Below are 15010 nucleotides of genomic sequence, written 5' to 3' on the forward strand. Positions count from 1 at the left end.
ACTTGACCTTTCAGTGCCGACGGCTCGCCGCGATCTGGGCGCTGTACTTCATTTCAAGCAGCGACTTCAGAACGAGGGTGAGGAGCGCCAGCAGGGCGAGAAGCGTTGCAACGGCAAAGGCAGCAACGAAATTATATTCATTGTAGAGAATTTCCACCTGCAGCGGCATGGTGTTGGTCAGTCCGCGGATATGTCCGGAAACGACGGAGACTGCGCCGAACTCGCCCATCGCCCGGGCGTTGCAGAGCAGGACACCATAAAGCAGGCCCCATTTGATGTTGGGTAGCGTGACATACCAGAAGGTCTGCCAGCCGCTTGCACCGAGTGACAGGGCTGCTTCCTCGTCGCTGGTTCCCTGTTCCTGCATCAGCGGGATCAGCTCTCGGGCAACGAAGGGGAAGGTGACGAACACTGTCGCAAGCACGATGCCGGGAACAGCAAACAGGATTTGTATGCCGTGGCTTTGCAGCCATGGTCCAAGCAGGCTGTGGGAGCCGAACAGGAGGACGAAGACCAGACCGGAGATGACCGGCGAAACCGAGAAGGGCAGGTCGATCAGGGTGGTGAGGAACGCCTTGCCCTTGAATTCGAATTTGGCAATCGCCCAGGCTGCGGCAACGCCGAAAACCAGATTGAGCGGCACGGCGATGACGGCTACGAGCAGCGTCAACTCGATCGCTGCAAAGGTTTCCGGGTCCGACAATACGGTGAAAAATTCGCCGGGGCCGTTGCGCATGGCTTCCGTAAACACCGCTGCGAGCGGCAAAACGAGAAACAGCGCGACGAAACAGAGCGCGATGCCGATCAGGCCGTAACGCGCAAACCGGCTTTCGGAGGTGGCGACCCGGACCAGTTCAGTGTTTCCGGTGCCGGTGGTTGTAGCATCATGCGCCATAACCGTACCTCTTTCTGCTCCAGGCCTGGATCATGTTGATGATCAGCAGCATGGCAAACGAGATGATCAGCATGACGGCGGCGATGGCGGTTGCGGCCGGATAGTTGAATTCTTCCAAGCGAATGACGATCAAGAGAGGGGCGATTTCCGAAACGTAGGGCAGGTTGCCCGCGATGAAGATGACCGAGCCGTATTCACCGACGCCACGGGCAAAAGCCAACGCAAATCCGGTCAACACCGCTGGCGCAAGGCCCGGCAGAAGCACGCGGCTGATGGTCTGGAAGCGATTGGCGCCCAGCGTTGCTGCGGCCTCTTCCACTTCCTTGTCGATTTCTTCCATGATCGGCTGCACGGTTCTGACGACGAAGGGCAAGCCGACGAAGACGAGCGCGAAGACAATGCCGATGGGCGTGAAAGCGATCTTGATGCCGAGCGGTGTCAGAAGACTGCCGATCCAGCCGTTCGGAGCGTAAAGTGTTGTCAGCGCGATACCGGCAACGGCGGTGGGCAATGCGAAGGGCAGGTCGACCATGGCGTCGATGACACGCTTGCCCGGAAACCGGTAGCGCACCAGCACCCAGGCAAGGATGACACCGAAGACGACATTGATAAGGGCCGCGACAAAAGCGGTGCCGAAACTGATGCGTAGCGCGTTGATCGTGCGCTGGTCCGTGGCGAGTGTCCAGAATGTACCCCAACCCAATGCGCTGGAGCGCCAGGCAAGGCCGGATAGAGGAATGAGAATGATGAGTATGAGCCATGACAAAGTAACGCCGAGCGCCAATCCGAATCCCGGAATGACGCTCGGCTGCCTGAATTGCCACAGCGGAGCTGTGCGTGCGGTCATGTAGTTTTATTGCCCCGGCTTGTAGATCTGGTCAAACAGTCCACCGTCCCCAAAATATTTTGGCTGAGCTTCCTTCCATCCGCCGAATTCGTCAATAGTGACGAGCTTCACATCGGCAAATCGCTTGATGTCATTCGGATCGGCGACTTCCGGCTTGAAGGGGCGATAGTAATGTTTTGCCGCAATCTTCTGGCCGACATCCGAATAGAGGTACTGCAGATAGGCTTCCGCCACTTTGCGCGTGCCCTTGGCATCGACATTGCCATCGACCAGCGCCACCGGCGGTTCAGCCTTGATCGAGATGGATGGCGTAATGATGTCGAAATTGTCCGGGCCGAGCTCTTCGAGAGAGAGATAGGCCTCATTTTCCCAGGCAAGCAGAACGTCGCCAAGGCCACGCTGTACGAAGGTCGTGGTCGAGCCACGTGCGCCGGTGTCGAGGACCGGGACATGCTTGAAGAGTTGCGTCACATATTCCTGTGCCTTGGCATCGTCGCCACCATTGGCGGCACGCGCCCAGGCCCAGGCCGCCAAGAAGTTCCAGCGGGCACCACCCGAAGTCTTCGGATTCGGCGTGATAACCTGGATATCATCCTTGACCAGATCACCCCAGTCCTTGATGCCCTTCGGGTTGCCCTTGCGCACGAGGAAGACGATGGTCGACGTATAAGGCGCGCTGTTGTTGCCGAATTTGGTCTTCCAGTCCGCCGGAATCTTACCTGTTTCCTTGGCGATGGCATCGATATCGGCTTCGAGCGCCAACGTCACCACGTCAGCCTCCAGTCCGTCGATCACCGCGCGGGCCTGCTTGCCCGATCCGCCATGTGACGCCTGAATCGTCACCGTCTCGCCCGTATCCGCCTTCCACTTTTCAGCGAAAGCCGCATTGAAATCCTTGTAGAGTTCGCGCGTCGGGTCGTAGGAGACATTGAGAATGGTCGTATCGGCAAAAGCAACGCCGAGCCCGCCGATCTGGATGCTGGAGGCGAGAAGTGCCACCGTAATGAATCTCGTGAGTTGTTTCGCTCGCATGCCTACCTCCGTTGTTAGCAGGTATACTCTATTCATTAGGTGGAATATTATAACGCAGAACTTTCCTTTTCCTAGATCAGCCGGAGAAAGTCCTGCCCTCGGCAGGGGCCAATATCGAAATCATTTGCCTCAAAATGGCCATGATGAGCGCCTTCGCGAAACGACGTTACCACGCCAGCGCCGATCTAGAAACGTCAATCATACGGGAAGCCGATGAAGCCTCGGCGCCGCGCGACCAGCTTGAGCGACCGGTCGGGCATGACCACGTAGGTCTCTTCGATCCGCTCGCCGTAAGGGCCGTAGAAGTTGTTGTGCAGGGTGCTGCCGACCGGCGCTTTCCTGAGCTTGGTACGAGGCTGGCCGCCATAGGTAATGCTGCCGGGGATCGGCTCCGGTCCGCGATAGGATCCATCGTAGGATTGCGTCTCGACGCAGGATGCAAGAAACAGGGCGGCAAGGGCCGCAACGATCATTTTTTTCATTGTCGAACTCCCAACCGGGATCACCGGATCCCTTCCGTCTTTGACATAACGTTTCTGTACTGATTTTCCAGCCAGTGCATTCAGGCTGCCTATTTACTGCGAGACCGGTACACCGGATCTCACGGGTGACAGGCGAGGCTCCCTGAATGCCCGCAAATGAATGCTCGTAAATTGGCAACATCGAACAGTGGGTTCTCAGGAGAGATGTCATGGCAAATGCGCGCGAAGGTGTTATTCGCCGTGGTAACGCCGAAATTGCATGTGAAACAGGCCGCCAGCACGATAGCCGAGCGATAACGTCTCGCAGCGCTGGTGCGGGATTGAATAAGGAAAGAAACTATGGCGGACGCCGTCGATATATGCGCACCGGAAGATGTCCTGTCGTTCTGGTTCGGCGAGTTGCAACCGCAGGACTGGTTCAAGCCACATCCGGCACTCGATAGCCAATGCGAACAGCGTTTCCGGTTGACGCATCGGGAATTGGCGCGCGGGGTACCGCCGGAATGGCGTGCCACGCCGATGGCCCGGCTTGCCACCATCGTTCTGTTCGATCAGATGCCGCGCAACATGTATAGAGGAACACCGCTGGCCTTCGCGACCGACGGTCTGGCCTTGCGGGAGGCATCACTCGCGCTCGAGGCGGGAGCGGATCGGGGCCTCTCCGTTGATCAGTGCGTCTTTCTCTATCTTCCGTTCGAACATTCTGAAAACCTTGTCGATCAGACGCGATCGGTGGCGCTTTTCACCGATCTGGGTGATGCCAATTATCTGGATTATGCCATTCGTCACCGCGAGGTTATCCGCCAGTTTGGCCGGTTCCCACACCGCAACGCGATTTTGGGACGTGTGTCTACGCCGGCGGAAGTGACGTTTCTCTCTCAACCCGGGTCAAGTTTTTAACTTCTCGGGGAAAGCCGATTTTGCATCTGGCCGCGGGCCGGCTTATGGAGCGCCAAACTGTCCGCGCCGCGTCCTGATTCTGTTTCAGGGTGCGTCTGCCGGAAAAGGGATATGTAATTGCCGATGATGTCGAAACTCTTTGCCGCCTTTCTATGTTTGTGGATGTTTACCGCATCGGGTGCCGTCATGGCACAGGAGCAGGCCGCCAAGCCCGCGCCGCAACCGGCCGCTGCGGTGGCGAGCCCACAGGCGCAGGCTGCCGAGCAGTTGGAAGTGGCGCGCAAGAACCTCGCAAGGCTTGCCGATCAGATAAAAAATGCCGCCGATGACGATAGTCGTCTCGCCGAGTTGAAGGTCGAGGTTGATGCGGCGACCAAGCAGATCATAGCGATATCGGTCGCCACCCGTCCGCGCTTAGACGAAATCAAGGCGCGGCTTGCCGAATTGGGCGATCCGCCAGCGGAAGGCGCGCCGCCGGAGACGGATGTCGTTACGCAGGAGCGCAAGCGTCTTCTTGCAGAGCGCGGCGAAATCAACGCCCTGACGGGAACGGCTGAGGACCTGTCGGTTCAGGCAACCAAACTGTCCAACGGCATTACGGCCACCAGGCGCGCGCTGTTCAGTAATACCCTTCTTAAGCACACCGACATCAATGGGCCGATGGTGATGGATGCGATCGCCTCCCTCTCGCTGGAGCGGCAAGCCTTTACCCGGACAGTTGGGAGCTGGTTGACGTTCGCCTGGAATTTCAAACGCTTACAATTGCTGTCGGCCTTGTTTCTCTCGCTCTGTGCAGCACTTGTCCTGCTTGCCGGCATGCGGAAGCTGTTTTTTCCATTGATCCATCGTGAACTTCTCAGCGAAGAGCCGGGCTACATTACCCGGCTGTCGGTGGCGTTCTGGTCGACGATGATTCCCACATTGGCAATGGGCGCTTTTGCCGCGACCAGTTATTTTTTCCTTCAGGTTTTCAAGGTGCTGCGGCCGGATATTGCGCCGATCATCTCGGCTATATTGGCAATTTCCGTCGTGCTGGTGTTTGTCTCGACGCTGTCAAACGCGGTTCTGGCGCCAAAGCAAAATACCTGGCGGCTGGTGCGGGTTTCCGATCATGGGGCCCGCCTGCTGGTCTTGTCGATCTTTGCCATGGCACTCGTCAACGTGCTGGACTATGTGGCGGGGACGATCAGCGAGGTTATGGGTTCGCCCGTCGTCTTCACTGTCGTCAAGAGCCTGATTGCTACGATCATCATCGGCCTGATCCTCATGGCGATGTCGCTGATCAAGCCGATCGTTCCGGCAGGTGAAACGCTGGACGGTCAGGGCAGGCCATGGCCACGAGCGGTCAAGCTGCTGTTCGTTCTGACCGGTATAGCGCTGATCCTCGCGACACTGGCGGGCTACGTCGGTCTCGCTCGCTTCATCGCCACCCAGATTGTCATCACCGGCGCCATCCTGGTGACGATGTATATTGGCATCCTGACCGGCAAGGCCGTTGCCAAGCAAAACGCGCTCGCCGATACGGTCGTTGGCCGCTATCTCGAAAAGCGGTTTGGACTGGAACAGGTTGCGCTCGACCAGACCGGTTTGGCCGCTGGACTAGGCATCTACATGCTGGTGGTCCTGTTCTTCATTCCGCTGATCATGTTGCAATGGGGTTTCCAGATCGCCGATATCGAGGCGTGGGCGTACCGCATTTTCACTGACATCAACATTGGCAGCATCAAGATCTCGATCGTTGGCATCCTGGCCGGGATACTGCTGTTTGCTGGTGGATATGTCGTCACACGCTGGTTCCAGCGTTGGCTCGACGGCAATGTGATGGCGCGCAGCCGCGTCGATACGGGGGTGCGAAACTCCGTCAAGACCGGCATCGGCTATCTCGGAATCGGCCTAGCCGGGCTCATCGGCGTTTCAGCGGCAGGGTTTGACCTGTCGAACCTTGCGCTTGTCGCCGGTGCCCTGTCTCTCGGCGTTGGTTTCGGCCTGCAGAACATTGTTTCCAATTTCGTCTCAGGGCTCATCCTTCTTGTCGAGCGGCCATTCAAGGTGGGAGACTGGGTGGTGACAGGAACCACCGAAGGTTTCGTCAAGCGCATCTCGGTTCGCGCAACCGAGATCGAGACATTCCAGCGTCAGACGATCATGGTGCCGAACTCGCTGTTCATCAACGCCTCGGTTGGCAACTGGACGCACAAGAACAAGCTTGGCCGGTCGGATATCCCGGTGACCGTCAGCTATAACAGCGCGCCGCGGCAGGTGATGGACACGCTGCTGCAAATTGCCGGCGATCATCAACTGGTGTTGAAAAACCCGGCCCCACAGGCTGTCTTCGCCGCCTTCGGCGATTCGACCATGACCTTCGAATTACGGGTCTACCTGGCGGATATCGTCAACGGCAACGGTGTCCGCAACGATCTCCGGCTGGCGATCTATGAACGGTTCAAAGAGGAAGGTCTCGGCGCACCCTTTCCCAAGGAGGAACTGGAGCCGGAGTCATTGCCGCCAGGTCCGGAATCCGACGCTGCGGCCCTGCAGGCGGAGAATGCTGGCCCTGCCACGATAACGCCGCTACCTGTGGAAGCCTTCAAGCGCAGTGGAACGCAGCGGCGGCCCCGGCGGGTTACCATCGACGGGGCTGCTGAAAAGGATTGAAATCCCACCTGCAGAGAAACAAGAGCGATGGTTGACAAGTGTCAGCCATCGCAACTGTGCCGGTGATGTGGGCTTCTCCGTCGTGAAGCCTGCCTGCTCGCGGATCTCTACGATTTGCGCCCAAGACGCCTCTGGTCGTGCAGCATGATGATTATGTCGTAGACAGGCTCTAGTGTCAGCGGCGCAAACTCTAAAATCCGTTTTCAGTATTCAATCAGGGTCGTGGGCAATGGCAGAATTTCCGCAAAAGGCGAAGGTCGTCATCATCGGTTTGGGTGGCATCGTGGGCGCGTCGATCGCCCACCATCTCATCGAGCGCGGATGGGACGATATCGTGGGTATCGACAAGTCGGGCATCCCGACCGACATCGGCTCGACGGCGCATGCGTCGGATTTTTGCTACACGACGAGCCACGACTTCCTTTCGGTCTGGACGACCCAATATTCGATCGATTTCTACGAGAAGATGGGCCACTACGCGCGCATCGGCGGCCTCGAAGTTGCGCGTACAGGCGACGACACCTGGATGGAAGAGATCAAGCGCAAGCTTTCCTCCGCCAAGGCTTTTGGCACCCGCGCGCATTATGTCTCGCCATCCGAAATCAAGGCAATGTTCCCGCTGATCGAGGAAGATCAGGTCATGGGCGGCATGTTTGATCCGGATGCCGGCCTTGTCGTGCCGCGCTCACAGACGGTTGCGGGCAAGCTCGTCGATGCTGCCGAAAAATCCGACAAGCTGCAGGTCTATGGCAACACGCCGGCCAAGTCGTTGATCGTCGAGGGCGGCCGCATCAAGGGCGTCGTCACCCACCGCGGCACGATCATGGCAGATCATGTCATCGTCTGCGCCGGCATCTGGGGACGCCTCATTGCCGAAATGGTTGGCGAAGACCTGCCGGTCATGCCGGTCGACCATCCGCTGACTTTCTTCGGCCCCTACAACGAATTCGAAGGTACAGGTAAGGAAATCGGCTTCCCGCTTTTGCGCGACCAGGGCAACTCGGCCTATATGCGCGACACCGGTGACCCGAAGACCACCGAAGGCGGCCAGATCGAATGGGGGTATTACGAAACCACCAATCCGCGCCTTTGCCACCCGCGCGACATTCTCGAAAAGCATGAGGCGCGTCTGTCACCATCGCAGCGCGATCTCGACATGGAGCAGATTCTTGAGCCGCTCGAGCGTGCCATGGAGCTGACGCCTATCCTCGGTGAACTCGGCTACAATGAAAGCCACTCCTTCAATGGTCTGTTGCAGGTGTCCGCCGGTGGTGGCGCATCCTGCGGTGAGAGCCAGAAGGTGCGGGGGCTCTGGTACTGTGTCGCCATCTGGGTCAAGGACGGCCCTGGTTACGGCAAGTTGATCGCCGACTGGATGACGGACGGACGCACCGAGATCGACCACAACTCGATCGACTATGCTCGCTTCTACCCGCATCAGCTCGAAGAAAAATTCATTGAGGGCCGCACTTACGAAGCCGCGCAAAAGATCTACTTCCCGGCCGTGCACAATCGCGAGCCCTATGCCACCGGCCGCAATATCAAGCGCTCGCCGTTCTACGAACGTGAAAAGCAGCTCGGTGGCTACTTCATGGAACTGGGTGGCTGGGAGCGTGCCCACGGTTATGCCGCCAATGAGCATCTCTTGGCAAAGTATGGCGACAAGGTCCCCGTGCGGGAAAACGAGTGGGACAACCGCCACTTTTGGCGAGTCTCGAATGCCGAGCATCTGGCGATGAGCGAGGATTGCGGCATCGTCAATCTTTCGCATTTCCACATGGTGGATATCGAGGGCCCGGATCATGTCGAGCTGCTGGAGTGGCTGTGCGCTGCGAAAATCGGCGGCGACGGCAATATCGGCAAGGGCATCTACACCCACTTCCTCGATGACGAGGGCATGGTGCGGGCCGACTTCACCGTCATCCGCATGGCCGACCGTTGCCGCCTGATCAACGGTGCCGATGCAGGCCCCCGCGACTTCCACTATATGCGCCGTATTGCGCAAGATCGTGGCCTCAACGTTACGATCACCGATGTGACCGAGAAATTCATCACCATCGGCATCTGGGGGCCGAACGCACGCGATACGCTGAAGAAGGTCGTGGCGGATCCCGCCGGCCTCGATCCGGAAAACTTCGCCTTTGCCGCGATCAAGCAGATCGAAATCGGCGGCAAGCCGGTTACCGCCTTCCGCATCTCGTATGTCGGCGAGCAGGGCTGGGAACTGCATATGAAGTATGAGGACGGCCTTGCGGTCTGGGATGCGCTGCGCGCGACCGGCGTCATGGCCTTCGGTGTCGAGACCTATGCCAACTCGCGCCGCATGGAAAAGAGCCTGCGTCTGCAGAACGCCGACCTTCTCACCCAATACAACCTGATTGAATCGGACCTTGCCCGCCCCAAGGTCAAGGAAGCGGATTTCCGTGGCAAGGCGAAGCATCTGGAATACAAGGCGCGCGCGCATCAGCCCGCCATGCTCTGCACGCTGGTCATGACCGAAAATACCGACAAGGCCGGGGTGAAGCGCTACCCGCTCGGCAATCTGCCGGTCATGGATCCGGAAACCGGCGAAGTCCTCATCGATGAACTCGGCCGTCGATCCTACACGACCTCCATCGCGTTTGGCCCGACCATCGGCAAGAACATCGCACTCGCCTATCTGCCGCACGCCTATTGCCAGGAAGGCCGCAAGCTCAACATCGAGTATTTTGCCGAGACCTATCCGGTCGAGGTTGTCGGGATCGGCTACAAACCGCTTTACGATCCGGAAAACCTGAAGCCGAAGAGCTGATCTTCGTCGGCTTTCAAGACTTGGATATGGCGCATCTATTCATTTGAACGGATGCGCCATTTTTCATGCCGGCGTTTTGGTGCGCATTGCCGTTGCATTCAAAGTGTAGCTTGCGATGAACGCTGGTTATCCAGGCTATTCAGCCCCTATTCAGCCGCCCTGCAATATTTATCATGCAATTTCACTCGTGTGCGTTAGTCTAATGCGGGGTGAAAAAGGCGTCTTGTCTTTTCCGGGACTATCGCCCGGAATTGCAGGGTGCCCAAAAAAGGGGCGGCGCCAAGGCGCTGATTGGCAATGAAAACATTCGTAAGTGCATGGGTTCTGACTGTCATGATGACGCTTCCGGCATGGTCAGCCACCGTGACCAACAAGGATGCCGAGGCTGCGGTGCTTGTCGTCGTCGAGGGCGAAAGCCGAATGGAAGTCGCCATCAGCGCGGGCGGCACGGAATCGATCTGCCCGAGCGGCTGTTTTATCACGACGCCGAGCGGCGACCGCATCGGCCTGCAGGGCGATGAAAACATCGAGATCCAAAACGGCTCCGCCGTCGTCAAATAACATCGCTCCTGATTGGTTCGGCTGTTGGTGCGCACGCCTGTTTGGGTGCGTAGAGGTGCGGTTTTGCCCGTCTTGTTTTGCAGGAATGCAGTCTGCTAATTCAGCGCCGATTAACGACTGAGAAAACCTTTCTGCGTAGCTTGGCCTCGGGGACAATCTTTTCAGATAGGCAATCAATGTCATTTTTTGGCGTGTCCGGAATGTACTATTCCGGTGAATCCTTGCAGCAGCACCGCATCGTGCTCGCCGAGGATTCCAACCTCTTCTCCGCCATGGTCTCCAAGAGACTGAAGGAACTTCTCGACATCGATGTGATCGTCTGCCGCGACTATGACGACCTGCAGTTTTCGATCGAGAATGCCTCCTTTCCGGCGACGCTCGCCATTTCCAACATCAATCTGCCGGGTGCCGAGAACGGCGAGGCGCTGTCCTATCTGATCGATATGAGTGTGCCGACGATCGTCTTTACCGGTACTTTCCAGGAAAGCACCCGCGAGACCATCCTTGCCAAGGATATCGTCGATTATGTCATCAAGGACAGTGTTTTCGCGGTTGATATGCTGGCGGAATCCGTCTGCCGCTTCCTGACCAATCACAAGCACCATGTGTTGATTGTTGACGACAGCCCGACGGCACGCGCGCTCTTGACGACACAGTTGAAGCGCTACAATTTCCGCACCAGTTCGGCTGAGAGCGGAGCTGCAGCGCTTGAATTGCTGAAAAAGCACCCGGATATTGGCCTGGTGATCACCGATTACAACATGCCCGATATTGACGGATTCGAACTGACCCGCCGCATTCGTGGCGCCTATGGTCCGCACCAGCTGCGCATTATCGGCGTGTCTTCTTCCGTAAACCGGCTCTTGTCTGCACGCTTCCTGAAGGCGGGCGGTAACGATTTCATGCTGCGTCCGTTCGTCAATGAAGAGTTTTACTGCCGCGTGAACCAGAACCTTGATACGCTGACCAAAATCCAGACTTTGGGTGCAAAGATCGCAAAGAAAGCCTGAGCATACTATCTTATTGCTAAATTAGAATTTTAGACTGCCGGAAATGTGACATTTTTGTGTTTCCGGCAGCAAAACGTAATCATTCGACCTGATGATTTAACCAAATCGCAAGTGCATGCCAGTTGAATGGAGTGGAGGGACAAGGGGTCTCGCTCTGCTTCGAACAGGGCGACTATCCGCATAACGATAATATTATGAGAGCCAGCGTTTGGTGACAGGAACGCCTGCGGCTCACTATGGGATTGACGAAACGTGAGCTTTCGCAAGGCGCCGGCGCGGGGGAACCATATCCAGAAGCATTCGGGTAAACGAATGCTTCTGGTCGAGGATTCTCGTATGTTCGCGACGGTTCTCAAACACGGCCTGGAAGCCGCGCACGGCGTCGAGGTCACGCATTGCGCCTCCCTGGAAGCGCTTCGCCAAGCTGTTGAAGCGGGCGACTGTGACTATTCGGTCGCCGTTCTAGATCTTAATCTGCCGGATGCGCCCAACTGCGAAGCGCTCGAATATGTAATTTCCCAGAACATCGCCGCGATCGTTTTTACCGGGTCGTTCAACAGCAGCACGCGCGAGGATATCCTCTGCCGCAGGGTTGTCGACTGCGTCATCAAGAGCCAGCCGGATTCGATCAGCCATGTGATCGCAGTCGTCGATCGGGCTCTGACCAATGTCAAAACGAACGTGCTGCTGGTCGATTCCGATCCCGCGTCGCGTGCGGAGCTTTTGGGGCAGCTGCGGCAACAGCAGTTTTGCGTGACGCCGGCGAGCGGCGGAACCGAAGCGTTGCATCTGCTTGATACCAGCGATTGTTTCGATCTGGTCGTCACCGATTTTTCTCTGTCGGACATGTCCGCCTATACGCTGCTTGGCGAAGTCCGTCAGCGATATGGCGAGGATACGCTCAGCGTTATAGCACTTGCTGGCGCGGATGACCGTCAGCATGCGGCACGGTTCCTTCAACGAGGCGGTACCGAATTCATCCAGAAGCCGTTCCTGACCGATGAGTTCAATAGCCGGGTATTTCAGGTTGCCAGCATTCAAAAGCGTATCCAGGCTCTGCATGGCATCGCTGCGCGCGACTATCTCACCGATATCTACAACAGGCGCTATTTTTTCCAGCATGGGCCGCGGCTGGTCGAGCAGTGTTTGCGCCGCGGCGAGACGACCTCGATTGCAGTTCTTGACATCGATCATTTCAAGCGCCTGAACGATACCTATGGCCACGAAGTTGGTGACCTGGTGCTGAAGGCTGTCGCCAAACGGCTGCGTGGCCTAGTCGGAGAGGATCATCTGCTGGCCCGTCTTGGCGGCGAGGAGTTCGGAGTTCTGTTCAACGGGCTTGATGTCGCGGCTGCCAGCGATTTCTGCGAGATGTTGCGGCTCGATCTGGCGCAGGCAAAGGTGATTGCCGACGACGAGGAACTGTCCGTTACCGTGTCGATTGGCCTTGCGACGATCGAAGGGCTTGAAACCTTCGACAACTACCTGAACGCCGCCGACCAGTTTCTTTACATGGCGAAATATGATGGACGGAACCGGATTGTCTCCGAGCTGACCCTGCTCAAATCCATGGCGTCATAAGCTGAAACGGCACCGGCAAGATACCGGCACCGTTCCCTGTCCTGAAATTGCGATTGGCTACCGCGCGGCCTGTAGGGTCAGCTTGCGCTCGGCGCGCTCTTGCTGCGGCGAGCGGTTGTAGAGTTCGCGATAACACTTGGAAAAGTGCGAGGCCGAAACGAAGCCGCAGGCGACCGCCACTTCGACCACCGGCATGGCAGATTGCACCAGCAGGTGGCGGGCGCGATCGAGGCGGATCTCCAGATAGTAGCGGGCAGGGGAACGGCCCATTTCCTGGCGGAACAGGCGCTCGATCTGACGGCGCGACAGGCCCGCGCCGTCGGCGATCTCCAGAAGCGACAACGGTTCAGAGAGGTTGCCCTCCATCAGTTCGATGATCGACAGGACCTTGGCGTTCTGGACGCCGAGGCGGGCGCGAAGCGGAAGCCGCTGGCGGTCATGCGGTCCGCGCACGCGGTCCGTCAGAGCCTGTTCGCAGACGCGGTTGACGAGGTTCTCGCCGAAATCCTGGTCGATCAGGTTCAGCATCATGTCCAGCGAGGCGGTACCACCGGCGCAGGTGTAGATGTTGCTGTCGATTTCATAAAGATCGGCATACACATCGACCTGCGGGAAAGTTTCTGCAAAGCCGGGCAGGTTTTCCCAGTGAATGGCGCAGCGCTTGCCCGTCAAGAGGCCCGCCGAGGCCAGCACATGAGCGCCCGTACAGAGGCTTCCGACCGAGACGCCGCGATTGTAGACTTCGCGTAGCCAGGCATTGACGGACTTGTTGTTGAAGTCCTCGACATAGATGCCGGAACAGACCAGTACCATTGATGGGCGGTTTTCACCGCCGAGAAATTTCCGTTCGTCGGCAAGCGAGGTATTGACCTCCAGGCCAATGCCGCTCGATGACAGCACCTGGGTGCCGTCCGTCGAGGAAAGGCGCCACGTATAAGCCTCGTAGCCGAGCATACGGTTGGCGATGCGTAGCGTCTCGATCGCCGCAGAAAATGGCAGCATCGAGAAGTTGGGCACGAGAAAGAAGACGAGAGATCGCTTTTTGGTCAGTGGCTTGTTCATCGAAGGTCCCATGCGCCGCAGATGTCGCATTTGTCACGTGGAAAAGCCTGAGCGAGCTTTCCTGAATGCGACATTGGCATGGACGCCAGCGACTGGGAAGAAATAAATACCGCGTCTTTCACGTCATGTGCCGCAGAAAGCGGCGAAATGGTCAGAAAACTACCAAAAGCTTCGTTATCCATGACGGAAATGTCGCATTCTGGTCTTGCCTCTCGGAGTTGTACCTCTGGTGTTTGGCGCATTTGCGGATGTGGAGTAGACCGTTTGCGACCCGCATCGGCGGCTGTGAGAGGTGTCGGAAATAGGCCATGCGATTTGCGTTGTTCGCAACAGGCAAAAAGGGCATTCCGCCGTTCTGGCCGAAATGCCCCTTGCTACATAGGATTGACGGTTGTTCGACCTGGCTGACCGCCACAGGCTGTTTTTGCCGGCATCATGTCTTCGATGCAGTACCATTGGTCCTGTCGGCGGAGGGGAAGCCGATGTCCTTCAGCGTATCGTAAGAGAGGCCTGCCAGGGCCCGCTCGGTGCGATAACGCTTCCACGAGGCGACGGCGCGCGCACGCAGGCTGAAGAGAGGCGAGGCGAAGGACGAATGTCTTGCCTTTGCGCTGTGTTCTAAACTGAAGAATGCCATTGTTCTGGTTCCTTTTGACTGGGAGGTATCAAAAGGTCGCGACCATGAGAGAGTAATGCCGGATAGCCACTCATCATTCAATCGAATATAATTGATCTCTTACATCAAATATCATGATGTATGGAGATTGCTGGAATGCCCGTGCGGCCTGGTTGAGAATCCTGGAAGAAACGCCCGCTTGCGGTGATTTTTCTAGGATTTTTCATCGTTTTTTGCGGGGGATCGTCAGCCGGTAATAACCTACTTTGACCGGCAGTCTGTGCAGCCATGGCCGTCTTGACCAGATCGAGAGCCGCCTCCGGCGGTGTTCCCTTCGACATTTCGGTCTTAACGCGCCGCAGCCAGAGTTTTAACTGTGTATCGCTGAAAATTGGACCGGATGTCATTTGTGGGTCTCTGAATCGAATAGAAGAGAATCATGCTCATGTTTTTTACACTGTCAAACCATGTGCTTTTGCTGTGAGATTCTACGGGCGTTTTGTTGCTTCAACTGGTATTTTTCATTGATGATTATCCGTAGTTGAAAATAAGCACTAAAATAGACAACGTTAAAGTGT

At 57.2% G+C, this 15010-nt stretch carries 14 protein-coding genes; 6 read left to right on the top strand and 8 right to left on the bottom strand.

What is annotated here, in order from left to right; translation table 11 throughout:
* Positions 1 to 10: 10 nt before the first annotated feature.
* The 4 genes from cysW to ACSQ3J_RS10115 form a co-directional block, all read right to left on the bottom strand.
* Positions 11 to 895: a sulfate ABC transporter permease subunit CysW gene (gene cysW / locus ACSQ3J_RS10100; protein ID WP_060506172.1), complete on the bottom strand. Its 885-nt coding sequence runs from the start codon at positions 893 to 895 to the stop codon at positions 11 to 13.
* Positions 885 to 1742: a sulfate ABC transporter permease subunit CysT gene (gene cysT / locus ACSQ3J_RS10105; RefSeq protein WP_060506173.1), complete on the bottom strand. Its 858-nt coding sequence runs from the start codon at positions 1740 to 1742 to the stop codon at positions 885 to 887. Before cysT ends, cysW begins: the two co-directional genes overlap by 11 nt.
* A 6-nt stretch (positions 1743 to 1748) precedes the next feature.
* Entirely contained in the window at positions 1749 to 2774 is a 1026-nt protein-coding gene (locus ACSQ3J_RS10110) for a sulfate ABC transporter substrate-binding protein (protein WP_436039061.1), read from the bottom strand.
* A gap of 194 nt (positions 2775 to 2968) precedes the next feature.
* Positions 2969 to 3256, bottom strand: a complete 288-nt coding sequence (locus tag ACSQ3J_RS10115; protein ID WP_436039062.1) for a hypothetical protein — start codon at positions 3254 to 3256, stop codon at positions 2969 to 2971.
* A 339-nt stretch (positions 3257 to 3595) separates the two neighbouring features.
* On the opposite strand from ACSQ3J_RS10115, the gene ACSQ3J_RS10120 reads away from it, so the two are divergent.
* From ACSQ3J_RS10120 to ACSQ3J_RS10145, 6 genes are all read left to right on the top strand, one after another.
* Entirely contained in the window at positions 3596 to 4156 is a 561-nt protein-coding gene (locus ACSQ3J_RS10120) for a DUF924 family protein (RefSeq protein ID WP_060506176.1), read from the top strand.
* Positions 4157 to 4318: 162 nt separating this feature from the next.
* Positions 4319 to 6811, top strand: coding sequence for a mechanosensitive ion channel domain-containing protein (locus ACSQ3J_RS10125; protein ID WP_436039235.1), 2493 nt, complete (start codon positions 4319 to 4321; stop codon positions 6809 to 6811).
* A gap of 229 nt (positions 6812 to 7040) precedes the next feature.
* On the top strand, positions 7041 to 9602 hold the full coding sequence (locus ACSQ3J_RS10130; RefSeq protein ID WP_060506178.1) for a GcvT family protein: 2562 nt from the start codon (positions 7041 to 7043) through the stop codon (positions 9600 to 9602).
* A 297-nt stretch (positions 9603 to 9899) separates the two neighbouring features.
* Positions 9900 to 10163, top strand: coding sequence for a hypothetical protein (locus ACSQ3J_RS10135; protein WP_060506179.1), 264 nt, complete (start codon positions 9900 to 9902; stop codon positions 10161 to 10163).
* A 176-nt stretch (positions 10164 to 10339) separates the two neighbouring features.
* Complete coding sequence (locus tag ACSQ3J_RS10140; RefSeq protein ID WP_060506180.1) at positions 10340 to 11173, top strand: response regulator; 834 nt, start codon at positions 10340 to 10342, stop codon at positions 11171 to 11173.
* Between the two features lie 336 nt (positions 11174 to 11509).
* On the top strand, positions 11510 to 12754 hold the full coding sequence (locus tag ACSQ3J_RS10145) for a GGDEF domain-containing protein (RefSeq protein ID WP_162246397.1): 1245 nt from the start codon (positions 11510 to 11512) through the stop codon (positions 12752 to 12754).
* A gap of 57 nt (positions 12755 to 12811) precedes the next feature.
* On the opposite strand, the gene ACSQ3J_RS10150 is transcribed toward ACSQ3J_RS10145, so the two are convergent.
* The 4 genes from ACSQ3J_RS10150 to ACSQ3J_RS10165 all read right to left on the bottom strand — a co-directional run bounded on the left by ACSQ3J_RS10150 (position 12812) and on the right by ACSQ3J_RS10165 (position 14839).
* A complete protein-coding gene (locus ACSQ3J_RS10150; protein ID WP_060506316.1) occupies positions 12812 to 13816 on the bottom strand; it encodes a GlxA family transcriptional regulator in 1005 nt (334 codons plus the stop codon).
* Complete coding sequence (locus tag ACSQ3J_RS10155) at positions 13813 to 13998, bottom strand: hypothetical protein (protein ID WP_156393895.1); 186 nt, start codon at positions 13996 to 13998, stop codon at positions 13813 to 13815. The genes ACSQ3J_RS10150 and ACSQ3J_RS10155 overlap by 4 nt, the downstream gene beginning before the upstream one ends.
* Before the next feature lie 251 nt (positions 13999 to 14249).
* Positions 14250 to 14453, bottom strand: a complete 204-nt coding sequence (locus tag ACSQ3J_RS10160; protein WP_060506183.1) for a DUF1127 domain-containing protein — start codon at positions 14451 to 14453, stop codon at positions 14250 to 14252.
* A gap of 104 nt (positions 14454 to 14557) precedes the next feature.
* Positions 14558 to 14839 (bottom strand): hypothetical protein, encoded by a 282-nt coding sequence (locus tag ACSQ3J_RS10165; RefSeq protein WP_156393896.1) that lies wholly within the window; start codon positions 14837 to 14839, stop codon positions 14558 to 14560.
* Between the last annotated feature and the right edge of the window lie 171 nt (positions 14840 to 15010).

Origin of the sequence: Rhizobium sp. LjRoot98, assembly GCF_964252935.1 — a bacterium.
GTDB lineage: Bacteria > Pseudomonadota > Alphaproteobacteria > Rhizobiales > Rhizobiaceae > Pararhizobium.